19 protein-coding genes and 3 pseudogenes are annotated in these 15,602 nt (G+C 68.8%); 11 read left to right on the top strand and 11 right to left on the bottom strand.

The window, feature by feature from the left end:
* The 4 genes and pseudogenes from AB0C33_RS15010 (at window position 1) to AB0C33_RS15025 (ending at window position 2,807) form a co-directional block, all read left to right on the top strand.
* Window positions 1-321 carry a VOC family protein gene (locus AB0C33_RS15010; RefSeq protein ID WP_358287492.1) on the top strand — a complete coding sequence of 107 codons (321 nt, stop codon included), beginning with the start codon at window positions 1-3 and terminating at the stop codon, window positions 319-321.
* Between the two features lie 83 nt (window positions 322-404).
* A pseudogene (locus tag AB0C33_RS15015) lies at window positions 405-650 on the top strand (hypothetical protein); the annotation flags it as partial.
* A 209-nt stretch (window positions 651-859) separates the two neighbouring features.
* On the top strand, window positions 860-1,795 hold the full coding sequence (locus tag AB0C33_RS15020) for a tyrosine-type recombinase/integrase (RefSeq protein WP_358287495.1): 936 nt from the start codon (window positions 860-862) through the stop codon (window positions 1,793-1,795).
* Between the two features lie 145 nt (window positions 1,796-1,940).
* Entirely contained in the window at window positions 1,941-2,807 is an 867-nt protein-coding gene (locus AB0C33_RS15025) for an alpha/beta hydrolase (protein WP_358287497.1), read from the top strand.
* Window positions 2,808-2,846: 39 nt separating this feature from the next.
* On the opposite strand, the gene AB0C33_RS15030 is transcribed toward AB0C33_RS15025, so the two are convergent.
* Window positions 2,847-3,392 (bottom strand): helix-turn-helix domain-containing protein, encoded by a 546-nt coding sequence (locus tag AB0C33_RS15030; protein ID WP_358287500.1) that lies wholly within the window; start codon window positions 3,390-3,392, stop codon window positions 2,847-2,849.
* Here AB0C33_RS15030 and AB0C33_RS15035 point away from each other — a divergent pair.
* Window positions 3,342-4,319: a hypothetical protein gene (locus AB0C33_RS15035; protein WP_358287592.1), complete on the top strand. Its 978-nt coding sequence runs from the start codon at window positions 3,342-3,344 to the stop codon at window positions 4,317-4,319. The genes AB0C33_RS15030 and AB0C33_RS15035 overlap by 51 nt on opposite strands.
* A 1,111-nt stretch (window positions 4,320-5,430) precedes the next feature.
* On the opposite strand, the pseudogene AB0C33_RS15040 reads toward AB0C33_RS15035, so the two are convergent.
* Both AB0C33_RS15040 and AB0C33_RS15045 read right to left on the bottom strand, forming a co-directional pair.
* A pseudogene (locus AB0C33_RS15040) lies at window positions 5,431-5,556 on the bottom strand (IS110 family transposase); the annotation flags it as partial.
* A gap of 194 nt (window positions 5,557-5,750) precedes the next feature.
* Window positions 5,751-6,182, bottom strand: a complete 432-nt coding sequence (locus AB0C33_RS15045) for a hypothetical protein (RefSeq protein ID WP_358287503.1) — start codon at window positions 6,180-6,182, stop codon at window positions 5,751-5,753.
* 50 nt (window positions 6,183-6,232) lie between these two features.
* On the opposite strand from AB0C33_RS15045, the gene AB0C33_RS15050 reads away from it, so the two are divergent.
* A complete protein-coding gene (locus tag AB0C33_RS15050) occupies window positions 6,233-6,688 on the top strand; it encodes a MarR family transcriptional regulator (RefSeq protein ID WP_358287506.1) in 456 nt (151 codons plus the stop codon).
* 78 nt (window positions 6,689-6,766) lie between these two features.
* Here AB0C33_RS15050 and AB0C33_RS15055 read toward each other — a convergent pair whose 3' ends face one another.
* Window positions 6,767-7,096: an antibiotic biosynthesis monooxygenase gene (locus AB0C33_RS15055; protein WP_358287509.1), complete on the bottom strand. Its 330-nt coding sequence runs from the start codon at window positions 7,094-7,096 to the stop codon at window positions 6,767-6,769.
* A gap of 56 nt (window positions 7,097-7,152) precedes the next feature.
* On the opposite strand from AB0C33_RS15055, the gene AB0C33_RS15060 reads away from it, so the two are divergent.
* Window positions 7,153-7,596 carry a MarR family transcriptional regulator gene (locus AB0C33_RS15060; RefSeq protein WP_358287512.1) on the top strand — a complete coding sequence of 148 codons (444 nt, stop codon included), beginning with the start codon at window positions 7,153-7,155 and terminating at the stop codon, window positions 7,594-7,596.
* A gap of 29 nt (window positions 7,597-7,625) precedes the next feature.
* Here AB0C33_RS15060 and AB0C33_RS15065 read toward each other — a convergent pair whose 3' ends face one another.
* Window positions 7,626-8,207, bottom strand: coding sequence for an OmpA family protein (locus AB0C33_RS15065; protein WP_358287515.1), 582 nt, complete (start codon window positions 8,205-8,207; stop codon window positions 7,626-7,628).
* On the bottom strand, window positions 8,191-8,736 hold the full coding sequence (locus tag AB0C33_RS15070) for a hypothetical protein (RefSeq protein ID WP_358287517.1): 546 nt from the start codon (window positions 8,734-8,736) through the stop codon (window positions 8,191-8,193). The genes AB0C33_RS15065 and AB0C33_RS15070 overlap by 17 nt, the downstream gene beginning before the upstream one ends.
* 177 nt (window positions 8,737-8,913) lie before the next feature.
* On the opposite strand from AB0C33_RS15070, the gene AB0C33_RS15075 reads away from it, so the two are divergent.
* Together AB0C33_RS15075 and AB0C33_RS15080 are read left to right on the top strand one after the other, a co-directional pair.
* Entirely contained in the window at window positions 8,914-9,447 is a 534-nt protein-coding gene (locus AB0C33_RS15075) for a SigE family RNA polymerase sigma factor (protein WP_358287520.1), read from the top strand.
* Window positions 9,444-10,523, top strand: a complete 1,080-nt coding sequence (locus AB0C33_RS15080) for an ABC transporter substrate-binding protein (protein WP_358287523.1) — start codon at window positions 9,444-9,446, stop codon at window positions 10,521-10,523. Before AB0C33_RS15075 ends, AB0C33_RS15080 begins: the two co-directional genes overlap by 4 nt.
* 303 nt (window positions 10,524-10,826) lie before the next feature.
* Here the strand turns inward: AB0C33_RS15080 and AB0C33_RS15085 are convergent, their stop codons facing one another.
* Window positions 10,827-11,789: an OmpA family protein gene (locus AB0C33_RS15085; protein ID WP_358287525.1), complete on the bottom strand. Its 963-nt coding sequence runs from the start codon at window positions 11,787-11,789 to the stop codon at window positions 10,827-10,829.
* 84 nt (window positions 11,790-11,873) lie between these two features.
* Complete coding sequence (locus tag AB0C33_RS15090) at window positions 11,874-12,215, bottom strand: hypothetical protein (RefSeq protein WP_358287528.1); 342 nt, start codon at window positions 12,213-12,215, stop codon at window positions 11,874-11,876.
* A gap of 415 nt (window positions 12,216-12,630) precedes the next feature.
* Between AB0C33_RS15090 and AB0C33_RS15095 the strand changes: the two genes are divergently transcribed.
* Window positions 12,631-14,154 carry an OmpA family protein gene (locus AB0C33_RS15095; protein ID WP_358287531.1) on the top strand — a complete coding sequence of 508 codons (1,524 nt, stop codon included), beginning with the start codon at window positions 12,631-12,633 and terminating at the stop codon, window positions 14,152-14,154.
* A 187-nt stretch (window positions 14,155-14,341) separates the two neighbouring features.
* Here AB0C33_RS15095 and AB0C33_RS15100 read toward each other — a convergent pair whose 3' ends face one another.
* Together AB0C33_RS15100 and AB0C33_RS15105 are read right to left on the bottom strand one after the other, a co-directional pair.
* Window positions 14,342-14,476, bottom strand: a complete 135-nt coding sequence (locus AB0C33_RS15100; protein WP_358287534.1) for a hypothetical protein — start codon at window positions 14,474-14,476, stop codon at window positions 14,342-14,344.
* A 142-nt stretch (window positions 14,477-14,618) separates the two neighbouring features.
* A complete protein-coding gene (locus AB0C33_RS15105; RefSeq protein WP_358287536.1) occupies window positions 14,619-15,113 on the bottom strand; it encodes an ATP-binding protein in 495 nt (164 codons plus the stop codon).
* A gap of 7 nt (window positions 15,114-15,120) precedes the next feature.
* Here AB0C33_RS15105 and AB0C33_RS15110 point away from each other — a divergent pair, with 7 nt between their 5' ends.
* Window positions 15,121-15,327: a hypothetical protein gene (locus AB0C33_RS15110; protein WP_358287539.1), complete on the top strand. Its 207-nt coding sequence runs from the start codon at window positions 15,121-15,123 to the stop codon at window positions 15,325-15,327.
* A 38-nt stretch (window positions 15,328-15,365) separates the two neighbouring features.
* Here the strand turns inward: AB0C33_RS15110 and AB0C33_RS15115 are convergent.
* Window positions 15,366-15,602 (bottom strand): annotated as a pseudogene (locus tag AB0C33_RS15115) (nuclear transport factor 2 family protein); the annotation flags it as partial.

Consider the following 15,602-nt stretch of genomic DNA (forward strand, 5'->3'; position numbering starts at 1 on the left):
GTGCGTGTGTGGCCGGTCGAGGAGTTCGGCTCGCCGGACGCACCCGCCGACCGAATCATGCATGCCACGCTCCGCACCCCGGACGGCTACACGCTGATGGGTTGGGACGTCCGGGAAGAGATGCCCCACACCCCGGGCAACAACGTTGCGGTCTTCCTCGGCGGCGACGACGCCGAACTCCGCGGCTACTTCGAGAGGCTGTCCGCCGGCGGCACCGTGACGTTGCCCTTGGAGAAGCAGTTGTGGGGTGACGAGGCCGGCTCGCTCGTGGACCGGTTCGGTATCACCTGGATGGTCAACATCACCCAGCAGCGGTCCTGATCGACCGCGGAAGTAGCCCCGAACCGGTGATGGACGAGTTGGATGCCTGGCTGCATCAGTTCGGGTAGCACCACTTCCGCGCACGGTTCCGGCTCCGTGGCCGGGACCGTGCGGTGGTCGGTCTGCGCGGCATCACAACCGTCCGCAGACACACCGAGGAGCTGGTCGAGCGCAGGCTGGCCCCGGCCAGAACCGCGCAACGACGGCCGCCCCCTCCCCGGACGGTGCGGCACCGCCGAAGCAGGAGCGATGGGCAGGCCGCGTGCGTATATGCCGGAAAGAGATTCGGAACGGAATCCGACGTTAACGGCATTCCCGCAGTTCAGTGAACCCCTGCTATCGCGGTTTCCAGACGTGGTTACGCCGGGTTCCGTTCTTTCGCCCAGAGAGGCGTGGGGCACGACCAGTTCTTAGATAACTGTTGTTATCTGGCAAGATAGCGATCATCGACGTAGCGTGAGCTGGGCGGCTATTGTCCGGCGCGGACGCTTCGTTTCCCGGTTATCTGGCAACTCGGTGGATGGCGGAGGTCGGCACGGTGGATCCTGTCATCGTCGGGCAGCTCGGCCGCACACACCCGCTCGCTCGCAATCTCGACGACTTCCTCACCGATCTGGCCAACGCCGGCGCCTCCGCGCACACCCGGCGCGCCTACCGCGGTGACCTGATCGCCTTCGCCGCGCACCATGGCGAGGAGATCGGCGAACTGTCTGCCGCGTCGGTTCGCGCGTTCCTGGCCGAGCTCGCCGACCTGTCGCCGGCCAGCCGTAAGCGCAAGCGCGCCGCCGTCGCTTCCTTCGCCAAGTGGGCCGTCCGCCACGACCTCCTGGCCGCCAACCCGATGGACCGCATCGACACCGTCAAGGTGCCCAAGAGCCTGCCGCGCCCGGCCGCGGCCGCCGACGTCGCCAAGGTCTTGGCCGCGATTTGCTCGCGGCGGCCGCGCAAGGACCTGCCACTGGACCGGCTGCGCGATCGGGTGCTGTTCGAGACCGCCTACGTGTGCGGCGCCCGCGCCTCCGAAGTCTGCGGCCTCTACATCGAAGACCTCGACCTGCGCCTGGACGACGAACACGTCCGCATCCACGGCAAGGGCGGCAGCGTTCGCACCGTCCTGCTGGACGACCGCGGCTACGTCGCCCTGCTCAAGCTCTACCTGACCCGCGCCGGCTACACCGCCGGGCCGCTGTTCCGCGCCTCCATCAACGGCCGCGGCGGACCCCTGTCCTACGACGCCGCCCGCCACCGCTGGCAGAGCTACTGCGCGCAGGCCGGCGTCGAGATCGACATCCACCAGCTGCGCCACGCCCACGCCACCGAACTCATCAACGCCGGCGTCTCCATCGAAGCCGTCCGCCGCCGCCTCGGCCACGCCTCCACCGAAACCACCCAGCTGTACGCGCTGCTCGACGACAAGATCGCCGACGCCGAGATCCGCGCCGCACGCCGACGCCGGGACCAGGCAACGCGCTGAGGAGGCTTCGCAACCAAGAAGGGGTGCCGTGGCACCAGCCGCCATATAGGCTCTGACCTGGAGAACGGCTCCTCGCTTGCAACCCGGCGACTGTCTGTTAAGCGATCATGTCTCGCTGGGCCCCGACCGCACTACACTCGCCTCCATGACTGCGTCCATGATCAAGTTGGATGACGGCGCACAGCTACGCACGTGGACCGCAGGCCCGGCGAGTTCGCAGAGGTTTCCCGTAGTCATGGTGCACGGCGGGCCCGGAGTCCCCGACTACCTCGCCCCGGTCGCCGGCATCATCGACGACCTGTGCCTGGTCCACCGCTACGACCAGCGCGGTACCGGTGGCTCGTGCTGGGAGGGAGAGCACACGATCGCCCGTCATGTTGACGACTTGGCGTTGCTGCTCGATGCGTGGGGACACGACCAGGCTGTTCTGGTGGGACATTCGTTCGGCACCAACATGGCCAGCTACTTCTTGCTGGTCCATCCCGAGCGCGTGGCCGGACTGATCCAGATCGCCGGCCCCTTCCTCGATCCCTGGCGGGAAGCCGACCAAGCAGCACAGCGAGCACGACGCACTGACGAGCAGCAGACCAGGCTCGATGACCTCGATGCGACCGAATCCCGCACCGACGCCGAGGAGATCGAGTACCTCACGCTGTCGTGGCTCACTGATCACGCCGACCGAACTCGGGCATGGGATTGGGCGCTGGCCTCAGCCCGCACGCTGCGGCCGATCAACTACGCGATGAACGCCCAGCTCAACGCAGCGAAGAAGGCCGACCCGCTCGAAGCGCACGTGGACGAACTTCGCGAGCGGCTGCCACCCGGCGCAGTGATCATCGGCGGGGCCGGCGACAGCCGCCCAGCTGATGCTCTACGACGTCTCGGAACACGCCTCAGCTGCGAAACCATCATCATCCCCAACGCGGGGCACCATCCATGGCTGGACGCACCGGACCAGTTCGGTGTGGCGCTTCGCGCCGCAGTGGCGAGGCAGACCCAAGGGGCCAGCTGACGGCTCAACGATCGGCAATGCGGGGACACGGGCCGGGGCTCAGTGCAGACAAGCAGTAAGGAGCGTGGAGGCCCTGACCTGGAAATCAGCTCTCCGCTTCCAGCTCAGATCGCGTCGTTGGCTGGTCGACGGCAAGGCGGCCGTGGCGAGTTCGCGCACATACTTGCAGATCGTGGAGCGGCTGACGTTCAGAAGCCGGGCGATCGAGGAGACGGTGGCGTCGGACTGGGCGAGCAAGGGGCGGGCGCGCCGGACCTGCTCGGGGGGCATAGCGGGCGGGCGGCCGAGTCGGACGCCGCGAGCCTTGGCTGCGGCCAGACCGGCGTGGGTGCTGCTCCTGGTCGAGCGCCGCGCTCTGCAACGACGGTGGGACAACGAGGCACCGGGGTGGTATGCATGATCGCCAAAATGGGGACGGCCAGTTTGTCCGGGATGGGGAATGAGCTGGAGCGTTGACGGCGATCGAACAGCGTGCGGTGCAGCATCGCCTTGGAAGTGGGCCCGGCTGCGCTTGAGATGAACAGGAGTTTGCAGGTGGATGCTGTCCGAAGGGCTGCGGCCGTACTGATCTCGCTGATGATTCACGCCGTCACCTTGGCGCTGATCGCGCTGGGCGTCCGGGTCATCTATGTCAACGCGGACTTCCTGTTCGCCTGGATGATCGGGGCTGTGCTCATAGGCGTCGGCGTACTGATGTGTCCGCGGCCGCCCCGCTTACCCGTCGACGCCGAGGTGGTGCAGCGGTCAGCCGCTCCCGAACTCCACGCTCTGGCCGAGACAGTGGCGCGAGCCATGCACGTCCAGCCGCCGGCCAGCGTGGCGGTCAGGGATCTCGGAATGACATGTGAATATGTTCGAACCGGGTTCAGAGACAGGTCACTGGTGATCGGGCTGCCGACGTGGCTAGTGCTGCCTGCACGACATCGGGTAGCTCTGTTGGCCCGTGCTTACGCCGACCAGGGCCATGAGGGGCTGATCATCGGGGCCGCGCTGACGACCCTGACGCAGTGGCGTGAGTCGCTGCAAGGCGGTGGCGGCAGCGCATCGCACCTGCGCGAGGAGCAGCACACACGCATCGGCGCCATGTTCGGCGTGCAAGGCACACCAGCAGGCACCTACGAGGCGGCGGGGTCGATCGGGCGGGTAGTCGGCCAGGTGCTGGGCTGGCCAGTGATGTTGCTTCAGCGACTGCTGATCAGGCTCGTACGGGCCGATGGCGGCAGGCGCACGCGCCAGCAACTGCCGGAGGCACATGCGGTCGTCACAGACACCGACCTACGCGAGCTGTCCGAGCTGATGGAAGGGGCGCGTTTCTTGGCGCCGGTGCAAGCTGCGGCATTGCGCGGTGCTACCACGTCCGCGATTCGGGAATCGGCGCTGGAGCGGGCGTCGGAGCTTGGCATGGACACAGGGGATGCCGGCGTGCTGACTGCGCCGGCGTCATCTCGAATCGACTGCGAGCTCTCCCGGCACTATGCGCGGGCGATCCGTGGGTTCGGCCTGATCTTATAGCTGGGGGTCGAGGATGAACTCCTCAGGAGTTAGCGGTAGCGACGAGTTGATCCTTATCGATGACGGTATGTGACGGTTGAGTTCCTGTCCGAATGATCAACCGGCGACCTACGGGCGGTTCGCCGGCGAGCCGGCCCAAGCGGAGCTGGAGCGGTTCTGCCTGCTGGATGAGGCCGATCGCGAGCTGATTGGAAACGCCGAGGTGATCACACGCGCAGTTCTCTGCGCTCAAGATCCTTCTCAGCGCCAACGGCTGTCCGCCGGTTCCTCAACCCCGGTGTCGGAGAGCTAGAGCAGGGCAGCTACGAGTGGTATGGCGAACAACTCGAACTAACCTGGCTGGAAGGTGACGAGGCAAACCTCATCAAGCGTGAGATAGGGTGGCTTGATATAATTTAGGCCTGCCCCTTGCAAGCCAGGCAGCTACGCCCCCGGTCGCCATTGACGCCGGGGGCGTTCTTGCTGCCGACCATGCTAACAATCAGCGCCCCTTCGCCGCGGCCAAGTTACTTTCCAGGCACGGCCTGGTCGCTGATGCCTCTCCTTGATTCTCCTTGGCGCGATGCACTGCCGCAATGGAGGCGGAAGCAGGATCGCACAATTAACTCTGGACGAGAGCGGGCATCTTTGCAGGAGGCCCGCAGCGCGGCGAGGTGCGCGCACGTCGACAGTTCCAGACAGGTCTCGATGAGCTTCTCCAATGCGGCGTTGGTCGGGTCAGCCGGGTCATTTTTCGCGGCGGCTTCCGTCTGGATCACCTCACCGGGCGACGTTGCACCGGCGCCTGATCAATGTGAGCCCGATTTTCCTGGCTGATAGTTGGCGGCTGGGGACACGTTCGGGAGAAGACCCCCAGCCAGAAGACCGAGGATTTCGGGCGCTTCCCAGGCCGTCAGATGCCGCTCAGGATTGGTTTCCTGCTGCACGAGAACCATCCTGAGCCGAGGGTCCGCCGGTGAGGGCTTAGAGCGCCTAAGAGAATGATCTCTGTTGTGCTTTGATTTCTCGCTGTAGCCAAGCGAGAGGGGCGCGGGTGGCCATGCTGAAGCCGTGGGAGGTCAGCGACGAGCTGTGGGCGATGATCGAGCCGCTGTTGCCGCAGCGTCAGCGGCGGTGAGAAGACCCGGTTGTTGCGCAGGAGGGCCCACAGCACATCGACCAAGCGTCGGGCCAGAGCCAGCAGGGCCGGGGTATGGATCTTGTTCTCGGCTCGCTTGCGCTGGTAGAAGGCAGCGGGTCGAAGGAGGGCGCGTGCCGCGGCGGCGAGGGGGCTGTGGTGGAGGAGCAGGCCGCCGCAGCTCCGGCCAGGACGCCCACACCGAACAGGGCTCGTCTGCCCAGTTGCCGACTCACGTCTACTGTCCTATCCCGCGTGAGGTCGCGTTGCACAGAGGATCGGCCCAGATGTGACGACGGCGCCGGAGCCCGTTCTCACCGAGATCGGCCTGAACGGGCGCCCGCCAGGGCCGGGGCGTTGAGCGCGCAGGCCAGCGCCCCGATCACCAGAGCGTGCACCGCCTGCTCGGCGCGGAACCACAGGGGGAAGGAGCCGGCGATCACCGCGGTGACCATCATCGCCGCACCGGCCACGGCGGTGATCCACCGCACCCGGGTGTAGGCGCCGCGGCTGCCGGCCTGGGCCTTCTTGATCATGGCCAGGCAGATCAGGGAACCGGCGAGCACGCCGCCGGCCCGGTTCCAGACGGTGGCGCCGGGGGCGGCGCCGAGCGCGGCGACGGCCATGGTCAGGACGAACAGGGCGACGCCGAGACCGGCCGCGGCGTTGGCCAGCCGGAGGGCCAGCGGGGAGACGGCGACGGAGACGGGGGTGGCGCGCTGGGAGGAGATCTGCATCGCGTTCATGTCTTCGACGCTAACATTATATGCATGCAGCAAGCAAGTATACTGACGGCATGAGACCGAGCGAGAACGACGTCCAGCAGATGGTGAACGCCTTGTTGCAGCTCAGCGACGGTATCGAGCGGGCGCGGCGGCAACGTCCCGGCGCGGGGCTGCTGCGCACGCTGCAACTCCTGGCCGCCAAGGAACCGGCGCGAACCTCCGATCTGGCCCAGGAACTCGGCGTGCACCAGTCGTCGGTGACCCGGCAGATTCAGACGCTGGCCAGTCAGGGGCTCGTGCGGGCGACCGCCGACCAGAACGACCGGCGGGCCAGCCCGATCACCCTCACCGAGGACGGCCGGCGGGAGCTGGCCCGACTGGAGGCCGCCGGCCGGAAACGTTGGATGCGGTTCACCGCGGACTGGGACGCCGAGGAGGTGCGCACCCTGGAGCGGCTGGTGACCAAGCTTCGCGCCTCGATCGCCGACGTCAACGCCGGGCCGCCGCGGACCGGGCCGGACTCCTGACCCGCGAGATCGCCCCTTGACGCCGGCGCGTGCGCGGACACGCCGCCCCCGGAGTGCCCGGTCGCGGTCGCCGCGGGATCAGCGGTGGTGGATCGACTCCACGGTGTGCAGGTGAGGGTCGAAGTGGTCGGCCAGGGCGGCGGCCTGGCGCATGTGCACCTGCGCCTCCGGGACGGCGAGCATGGCGTGGAAATCGTCCGCCGACCGCCACTGGGCGTAGTTGACCACCCGGGTGCCGTCGACGCTGGCGTGGATGTTGGCGGAGACGAACCCGGGCAGGTGCCGCATGACGTCTTCGGTGGCCCGCGTCAGCAGGCCGACGAGTTCGGGCTGACGGTCTGCCCGCACGGCGAAGACGTTGATCAGGGTGGCGACGGGAGCGTCGGTGGTGATCGTGGTGGACGGCATGACCCCTCCTTGTGTCAGGTTCCTTACATGCATCGATTATGTGTAAGGTTCCTGTCATGAGTCAAGAGGATGTCCGGGAACGTATCGGCTACTTGGTCAAGCAGGTCGACCAGGCGTTCCGCCGCTCCACCGAGGAGCGGCTGCGACCGCTGGGGCTGTCCATCGCCCAGTACGCGCTGCTGCGGGCCCTGGCGGACGCCCCGGGAGTGCCGGCCGCCGAGCTGGCCCGCCGTACCTTCGTGACCCGCCAGTCCCTGCGCGACGTGCTCGCCGGCCTCACCGCGGCCGGCCTGGTCTCCGTCGCCGAACGCCCGGACGTCGGCCGCGCGCTGCCGATCACGCTCACCGGCCCCGGCCGAGATCTGCTGGAACAGGCCGACGCGATCGTGCTCGACGTGGAGCGGCGCATGACCGCCGGCTTCCCGGCCGAGGAGGTGGGGCACCTGGCCGCACTGCTCTCCGCCTGTGCCCGGAACCTGACCGGGCAGCCCGGAACCTGACCGGCAGCCCGCAACCGCCGAGCGCGAGGTCAGCGAGGGAAGCTGATCTCCACGCGGCGGTTCTTGGCCCGGCCGGCGGGGCTGTCGGCGCCTTCGGGCGTGGTGTTGGGCGCCACCGGATCAGCCGCGCCATGGCCCTGCACGGTGAGAGTGATCCCGGAGCCGGCCAGGAGCTTGGTCAAGGCCCGCCGTACGGCCTGGGCGCGGGCCCGGGAGAGCGCCTGGTTGTAGGCGTCGGAGCCCTTGGCGTCGGTGTAGCCGTCCACGCGCACCTGCTTGCCGTGCGCCTTGGCCTTGAGCAGCCTGGCTGTCTCCGCCAGCCGGCCCCTGGCCTTGGTGGTGAGGGTGGCCTTGTCGAAGGCGAACAGCACGTCCGCCGCCACGATGATCTTGTCGCGGGCGCCGCGGGTCTCCTGGATCAGGGACTCGTCCAGATTGGAAATGCGCTCCCCGATGTCCAGGACGCCGGCAGTGATGTCGCGCGGCTCGCCGTTCAGGTCCAGGATCGGCGCGGTGGCGGGCGGAGCGGTGTTGACGGGCACCTGGACGGGCGGGCGGGGCGTCGGCGTGAGCAGCGACACCACGAGCAGGAGATCAGGAAAGGGGGACATCGGCCAGCGTCCCGGCGTGGGGGATGTGGACGTCCAGGGACTTCACGCCCTCCGGAGGGGCGGCGAAGGTCGCGGAGAAGACCGCCGTGTCCCCCGGGTTGAGCGACAGGTCCTTCGTCCGGCTGCACACGCAACCGCCCGCGCTGTCCAGCGCGACGAGATGCTTCTTGGCGTTGACCGTGTCGATCAGGTAGACGCCGTCGATGGTGGGGTTCGCCTGCGGCACGGCGGAGAAGGCGTTGTGCACCTGCCAGCCGTCGCCGCCGGTCAGGGCGAGGGTGAAGGTGAGATTGACGAACCGGTCCCGCCGTACCAACTGGACCACGTCGATGCGGAACCGTCTGCCCTCCACGCTGCCCTCCCGGCCGGCCAGCACCTGATCGGGCGGGGCGGACGCGGACGCCGGCGCCACCGGCGCACTGGAGGAGATGGGCCCCGAACCGGACGGGGTGGACCGGGCGGGGCCGAACTGGCACGCCGATAACGTCATGGCCAGCGTGGCGGCGGCCATCAGTAAGCGCATCTTCATGAACCCGGAAGTCTACACATAGCCGACATATCCCTCCTGATTCCAGATAACAGCGGGCCGGCCGACGTCCTTGACGGATCAGAAGAACGAGATTCTTTTCGTGCGTCAGCCTCTCAGGAGTGCCAACCTTTTGCGGCGTCCACGGCGTTGGGAGGGTACCTAGATCAGGGAGAGACGTTGGATCGTGATACCGGTTTCCTGGCGTTCGTCAATGCTCACCAACGTCCGTTGATGCGTCTGGCCTATTTGCTCACCGGAGAGGTCCACCTCGCCGAGGACCTCCTGCAAGGCGTGCTGCTCCGCATGATCGGACGGTGGCCGAAGTTACGCCACATCGACAACCTCGACGCGTACGCGCGAAAGATCATGGTGAACCAGCACATCTCATGGCGGCGTCGCCGACGCTCCAGCGAGGTGCTGAGCGCCGTGCCGCCCGAACGCGCGTACTCCTCCGAGGACGGCGCCGTGTTGCGGATCATGCTGCACCAGGCGCTCATGCGGCTGACGCCCAAACAGCGCGCGGTGCTCGTCCTGCGCTTCTACGAGGACCGCACCGAACGGGAGGTCGCCGACCTGCTGGGCTGCTCGGTCGGCACAGTCAAGAGCCAGGCGCACCACGCGCTGGTCCGCCTGAGGGCGCTGGCGCCTGAACTCGCGCCGCGACTGCCCGAACTGGACCGCCCGACCCGTCACGAGGGGACCCGCCGATGACCTGGCTCAGACAACAGCTCGGCCGCATCGCCGACGACATGCCCGAACGCGACCTGGGCGCCAGGACGATCGCGATCCACCGGCGCAGACGGCGCAACTTCATGACGCTCACGGCGGTCGCCATGGTCGTCGTCACCGTGCTCGCCGCCACTGTCGGGGTACGGGCGCTGTCGTCCGAGCCGCGTGCCGCCACCCGGCCGGCCGGTTCGCCCGAGCAGTCCTTGATCAAGGTCGGCGTGGTGCCGACCGTGGAGTCCGCGCCCGTGTTCGTGGCCCTGGCCAAGGGCTACTTCCAGGAGGAGGGGCTGACGGTCGAGCCGGTGGTCGTGACCGGCCCCGCCGCCGCGGTGCACCAGGTCGGCAAGGGCGAGCTGGACCTGGCGCAGACCGACTACGCCATGGCCTTCGCGGCGAACGAGGCAGGCAAGCAACTCAAGATCGTCACCAGCATGTACCAAGCCGCGCAGGGCAGCTACGCGATCGTCGCCAACGCCAAATCGAAGATCACGAGCACGGCCGGGCTCAGGCGCAAGAAGATAGCAGTGCCGAACATCGCAGGGCTCGGACCGCTGGCGCTGAGGGCGGCGCTGGACAGGGCCGGGCTGACGTTGGGGGACGTCGTCCTGGTCGAGTGGCCCTACCCCCAGATGCTCGGCCTGCTGGACAGGGGACAGGTGGACGCGGCCCTGCTCGCCGAGCCGTACATCACCGCCGGCCGCGAGAACGGACACGCGCGGATCCTGGAGGACGCCATGACCCAGAGCTTCTCCGGCCTGCACACCGCGGGCATGATGGCCACGGGCGAGTGGACCCGGCACAACCCCCGCACGCTGGCCGCCTTCCAGCGCGCGCTGGCGAAGGCGCAACGCCTGATCGCGGACGATCCGCAGCAGGCGCGCGACGTGCTACCCACCTACATGAGGATCACCCGCCCGCAACTCGCGGACGTCATGCTCGGTTCCTACCCGGCCAAGCTGGACCTGTCAGAGCTCCAGCGGGTCGCCGACCTGGCCCACGCCTACAAGCTCCTCAAACGTCCGGCGGACGTCCGCAGCGTCGTCATGACGGGCGGATGAGGCCGGACACCCGGGAGCCGCCGAAGATCGGGTAGCACCGGAATACGGCGGAAACGGGCCGCCTCAAGGCTGAGGGGACAGACCCGCATACCGTCTGCTCAGCCGAAGCGCATCGTGCCAGCTCAACGCCATGACGTAGTCCCCAGTGCAGATTCGGTCCCGGCGCCGTGCCACGGCCCGTCGCCGGGACCCTTCGCATCCGCTGGGTGCGGCGAGGTGCGGCGAGGTGCGGACGCGGCCACTCTCTGCCGTATTCCGATGCCGCCCCAAGATCGGATGTACGGGCTCAGGGTCACCTCACAGTCATCGGATGGGCAGGTCGGCGACTGGTTCGAAGCCCGGGATCCGCACGGTGACGGATCGCACGTCCGCGGGCGGCTTGAACATCGCCCACAACGTGTACTCCTCGCCCTTGGCCACCAGGTATTCCGGGCGGAGCACCGACAGCAGGTAGGGGCCGACGCCGACGTTGTGCTTGGCGTCACGCAGCGGCCGGTAGCGGCGCGGGCCGTCGACGAGGGCCGCACCGCTCGTGCTTGCCTCGGCGTACACCCCGCCCCAGTCGTAGGAGGAGGACCAGGCGTTGATCGGGATGTCGTCGTCGTTGCGGATGGTCCACACGAGGTTCACGTAGCCGCCTGCGTCTCTGGTCAGCTCGTTGATGCGGACCTCGGCCCGGCGCGGCCAGTTCCGGTCGCTCTCGATGTCGGGCGCCTTGCCGGCGGGCGCGGTGCCGAGCACCGGCGACGCGATCGGTTCGTGCGAGCCGTGGCCTCGCGCCCGGTAGGCGACGCCCGAGCGGGTCACCAGCTTCTCCAGGGCGTTCTGTACGCTGCGGGCCCGCCGCCGGGACAACGGGTCGTTGACGCCGTCGGTGCCGGTGTCGTCGGTGTGGCCGTCGACGGCGACCTCCTCGCCCCTGGAGCGGTCGATCTGAGCGGCCACGTCCTTCAGCACGGTCCGAGCCTTGGGCGACAGGTCCGCCTTGTTCACGGCGAACAGCACGTCCGTCGAGAGCCGCACCGACACCTGCCGCCCGTCGTCGTCCTGTGCCGCGCCCGCCTGCTCGACCTGGTTGACGATCGACAGCACCACCGGCTCACCGACCCGGCTGGAGTTGGGATCCACCGGATCTCCACCGCCGTCGTCGACCCGCAAGGGCGTCGGCGCGGCCTCCCCCAGCGGGACGTCGAGGAACGGCGGCGCCTGCGGGAAGATCACGTCCAGATGCGTGATGTCGGCGGGCGGAGCGGGGAAGACGGCCACCAGCTCCTGCTCCTGGCCCGCCTTGACGGTCGGCCAGCCCCGCGTGCACTGGCAGTCGCCGTTGCGGTAGGCGCGCGGGAAGTATTAGCGGCCGTGGGCGCTGTCGAGCAGGGACACGCCGCCGATCGCGTTCGAACCGATGTCGGCGCTGTTCCAGGGCACGGCCAAGCTCGCGCTGAAGGAGTAGTCCTCCCGCAGGTCGTTCTGCACCCGCCATCGGGCCACGACAGCCGTCGGGGAGACCCGGTCCAGGGCCAGCAGGTCGACCGAGACCTTGGCGCCGATCGCCAGCGCCCGCCTGCCCAGAGGTGCTCGACCGGTGGCCGGCGCCACCGGAGCGGAGGGTGACTCGCTCCGGCGAGCTTGCTCGGTGGCCCGCTGGGCGGACGGGCCGGCCCCGCTGCAGCCGCCCGAAGCCAGAGCCATCAGAACAACACCAGCGGTCGCCCCTAAGACGGACATCACCGATCTCATCGTGCACCTTCCCCTATTGCCGCGGTGGCAGGCGACTCTATCGTTCCGGGGACCAGAAGATCACCTAACTGGAGAAGGGGTGGGCAACGTCGCAGGAGCCTCCGAAGGGCGAACGATGGTGAACACGGAAATGCGTGTCGGTGACATTCCCGGGGCCGGGGGATGACAGATGCCGCGTTTCGGCATGGCGCTGCACCGAAAAGCGGGGTCGTTGCTGTGTCGTGCGATCCTCGACCGGACGCGTGAAAGCGGTAAATCAATGCTGATTTAATGGCGGATCATGAACTTTGGCAGGCTTTCAGCGAGCGGCCGGATTCTGGTCGTGGCGCTGCTCTCCCTCTGTGGCTGCTCCCTCCCGTCGGCGCCGGTGGCAACCGCACGAGAGCCATCCGTCATCCCGTCCACCACGCCCGCTGCCACCACCCCCGCCGGCGGCACGCCGCCCGCCGACGCTCCAGCGCTGGCCACGCTGTACGGCGACGGCCACACCGACGGCCTGGCCACGGCCCGCATCGACGTGATCGGGCTGGAACGCAGCGCCCCCAACGCCGTCACCGCGCGATTTCGGATCAGCGCCGACCAGGACGAGGTCCGTCTGGAGGGCTTCCACGCGGGCCAGCTTGCCGGGGACACCCCCTACGACTACATCCAGGCCGCCTCCGGCTTCTACCTTCTGGACGACCCGCGCTTCTCCGTCTACTACCCGATGAAGAAGGACAACGCCGAGGTACGGGCCCGCTGCCTGTGCAGCTACTCCGGGCCGCTCGCCAAGGCCACCCCCGGCAGTCCCGCGCTGATGTGGGCCACCTACCAGGTGCCGCCGGAGACCACCAGTCTGGCCGTCGGCTTCGACAGCGCCGGGTTGACCGCGCCCCTGCCGATCAGCCCCGCCGGCACCGGCCCACGCCTGGACGGCGAGCCGGACGCCGCCGCCATCGCCGCCGCCTTCCCGCTCACCGTCCCGCTCGCCACCCGCTCCAACGCCACCACCACCTCGGTGACCGAGTCGGACCAGCAGGTGGAGCTCGCGCTCAACACCGACGTCCTGTTCGCCTTCGACAAGGCCACCCTCACCGCCCGCGCCAGGAAGACACTGCAGCGCGTCGCGGACCGCGTGCGAACCGAGGCCCGGGGAGACGTGCGGGTCGTCGGGCACACCGACGACGTGGGCGACGACGCCTACAACATGGACCTGTCCCTACGGCGGGCCAAAGCTGTGCAGAAGGCGCTGACCGGCCTCGTCGGCCCGACCCCCTTGCAGGTGGAGGGCAAAGGCGAGATGGAACCCGCCGTGGCGGCGACCTCCGACGCCGCCCGCGCCCGCAACCGGCGGGTCGAGGTGATCTTCCAGCGGCTGCCCAAGCCGGCCGGCGCGCCCCGCACGCCCGTCCCGACGCCGTCCACCACGGCGACCGCGACGGCGACCGCGACGGCGACCGCGACGGCGACCGCGACGGTTTCGACGGCCACTGGCCTGCGCGAGCTGACCGGCCTCAAGGCTGACCTGCAAGAGCTGAGACGTATCAGCGACAGGACCCTCATCGCCACCGTCACCTTCCGCCACGCCGGCGGCGGTGACAAGGTCTCCTTGGAGAGGGGAGCCTGGGACACCGACGTCGACCAGCAGGCCGGGATCTACGGCTACAAGCTCGACTTCTTCTGGCTCGCGCTGACCGACGCGGCTCACACGCGCTACTTCCCGCTGACCACGCCCGGCCGCCTCGACGTGCCCCGGCACTGCGTCTGCTCCACCACGGTGCTGAAATCGCTGGGAGCGGGCGAGCAGATCCGGATGTTCGTGCTGATGACCGCCCCACCGGCCGACGTGACCAGCGTGGACGTGAACCTGTTCGGGTTCACCCCGATGCGCGGCGTGCCCATCACCGGATGACCTCTCCCGCCCGGCCGCCGGGCGGGTCAACAGCTGCTCACCTCCACTGGCGTGCCCCGCGGGGACGTGGACGCACAACCGCCCGCCCGTCACCTTGATCGAGGTGTTCCCGGACGCCCTTCCTGCCGACGGGGTACAGCATCTCTTGGGGCAGGTCGGCCGGCTGAACGCGCCTGCGTGACCGGCCCTAGCGGTAGTTGTGGGTCAGGGCGCCGTTGCTGAGATGCGCGGCCTGGCACGGGAACGTGGTGGGCGGCGTGCGTGTCGTGGTCGCCAACGGCGGGCCGTTGGCGACCACGATCAGGCAGGCCATCAAGGCCACGTTCGGCACCCCTCAGCAGCGGCCAGCTGGGTGAACTTCTGGGCGAGTATCTGCTGGGCGGCCGCGATGTTCGTGGCGTAGTCGACCGCGATCCTGGTCTGGCCGGCGGGGGGAGAGTGCGGAGTCTCTGCCCACCTGATGGTCACGCTTCGGCGCGGGCTCGGGTTTGGGCGAGCCGGTAGAAGTCGGGGACGGTCTCGATGATGTTGCCGTCGAAGGTGAGGCGATCGACGGTCGCGGCGCAAAGACGCGGGTCAGTGAAGGTGCGGGTCCAGCCCGAGAACGACTCGTTGGACGCGATGGCGACGCTGTTCTTCTCCTCCCGCTCGGTCAGAACCTGGAAGAGGAGCTCGGCGCCGTGCCGGTCCAGCTCCATATATCCCAGCTCGTCGATGCAGAGAAAGTCGACGCGTCCGTAGCGGGCGATGGTCTTGGTGAGGACCTTCTTGTCGGCGGCCTCGACGAGCTCTCCACCAAGGCCGTCGAGCAGCTCGGCAACGCTCAGGCCCCGGTCCGGGTGATCTGCTCGTATCTGCGCATGCCGTACACGCCGCCGCGCGAGGACCGCGGCGAGAAGATCCGCGCAGCGCAGCGCGCCACACCGCCCACCTGCGCTACGACGACTCCCCTGCCCCACGCCGCCGGTGGCCCTCCCACCGCCCCGACCCCAACTGGCCGCCAACCTCATCGTCCGGGCGGCGGACGGGCGGGTGTCGCTGACCACCCTCCTGCGCCATGACCGGCGCCTCGGGCGCGTCGTGTGGCCGCCCCTGTCGGCGATCCATCGCCGGCTGGCTCCCGGGCTGCTCCGGGGCGCCGCCGCGCGGATGACCCGCGGCGGCGTCCGGTAGCGCCCGGTCGGGTGCGCCCTGACCAGGGGGCGGCGGGGTCAGCCGCGCCTGGCGGACGGCCAGTCGTGCCCCCAGCCGCCCTGGACCATGGTCTGGAACGCCCACCCGTCCTCGGTGCGCACCAGCAGGTCGGCGTAGTGCATGCGGTGCTCCTCGCCCTCGATCGTCATCGTCGCCTCGGTCTCCACGACCACCAGGTTCTGGCTGACGAAGCGCGGGGTGCGCGTCGAGCGCAGGTCGAGCCCGGCGGTTCCGCCGCCCATGGACTGCTTCAT

Source organism: Nonomuraea sp. NPDC048881 (genome assembly GCF_040649795.1).
Lineage (GTDB): Bacteria > Actinomycetota > Actinomycetes > Streptosporangiales > Streptosporangiaceae > Nonomuraea.

What these genes read in the sequence shown, in the direction of transcription:
- AB0C33_RS15025 (WP_358287497.1), top strand. Translation starts at nt 1,941, where the DNA reads ATGACTGCGTCCATGATCAAGTTGGATGACGGCGCACAGCTACGCACG.
- AB0C33_RS15045 (WP_358287503.1), bottom strand. Translation starts at nt 6,182, where the DNA reads ATGAACGCGATGCAGATCTCCTCCCAGCGCGCCACCCCCGTCTCCGTC.
- AB0C33_RS15050 (WP_358287506.1), top strand. Translation starts at nt 6,233, where the DNA reads ATGAGACCGAGCGAGAACGACGTCCAGCAGATGGTGAACGCCTTGTTG.
- AB0C33_RS15055 (WP_358287509.1), bottom strand. Translation starts at nt 7,096, where the DNA reads ATGCCGTCCACCACGATCACCACCGACGCTCCCGTCGCCACCCTGATC.
- AB0C33_RS15060 (WP_358287512.1), top strand. Translation starts at nt 7,153, where the DNA reads ATGAGTCAAGAGGATGTCCGGGAACGTATCGGCTACTTGGTCAAGCAG.
- AB0C33_RS15065 (WP_358287515.1), bottom strand. Translation starts at nt 8,207, where the DNA reads ATGTCCCCCTTTCCTGATCTCCTGCTCGTGGTGTCGCTGCTCACGCCG.
- AB0C33_RS15070 (WP_358287517.1), bottom strand. Translation starts at nt 8,736, where the DNA reads ATGAAGATGCGCTTACTGATGGCCGCCGCCACGCTGGCCATGACGTTA.
- AB0C33_RS15080 (WP_358287523.1), top strand. Translation starts at nt 9,444, where the DNA reads ATGACCTGGCTCAGACAACAGCTCGGCCGCATCGCCGACGACATGCCC.
- AB0C33_RS15090 (WP_358287528.1), bottom strand. Translation starts at nt 12,215, where the DNA reads ATGGCTCTGGCTTCGGGCGGCTGCAGCGGGGCCGGCCCGTCCGCCCAG.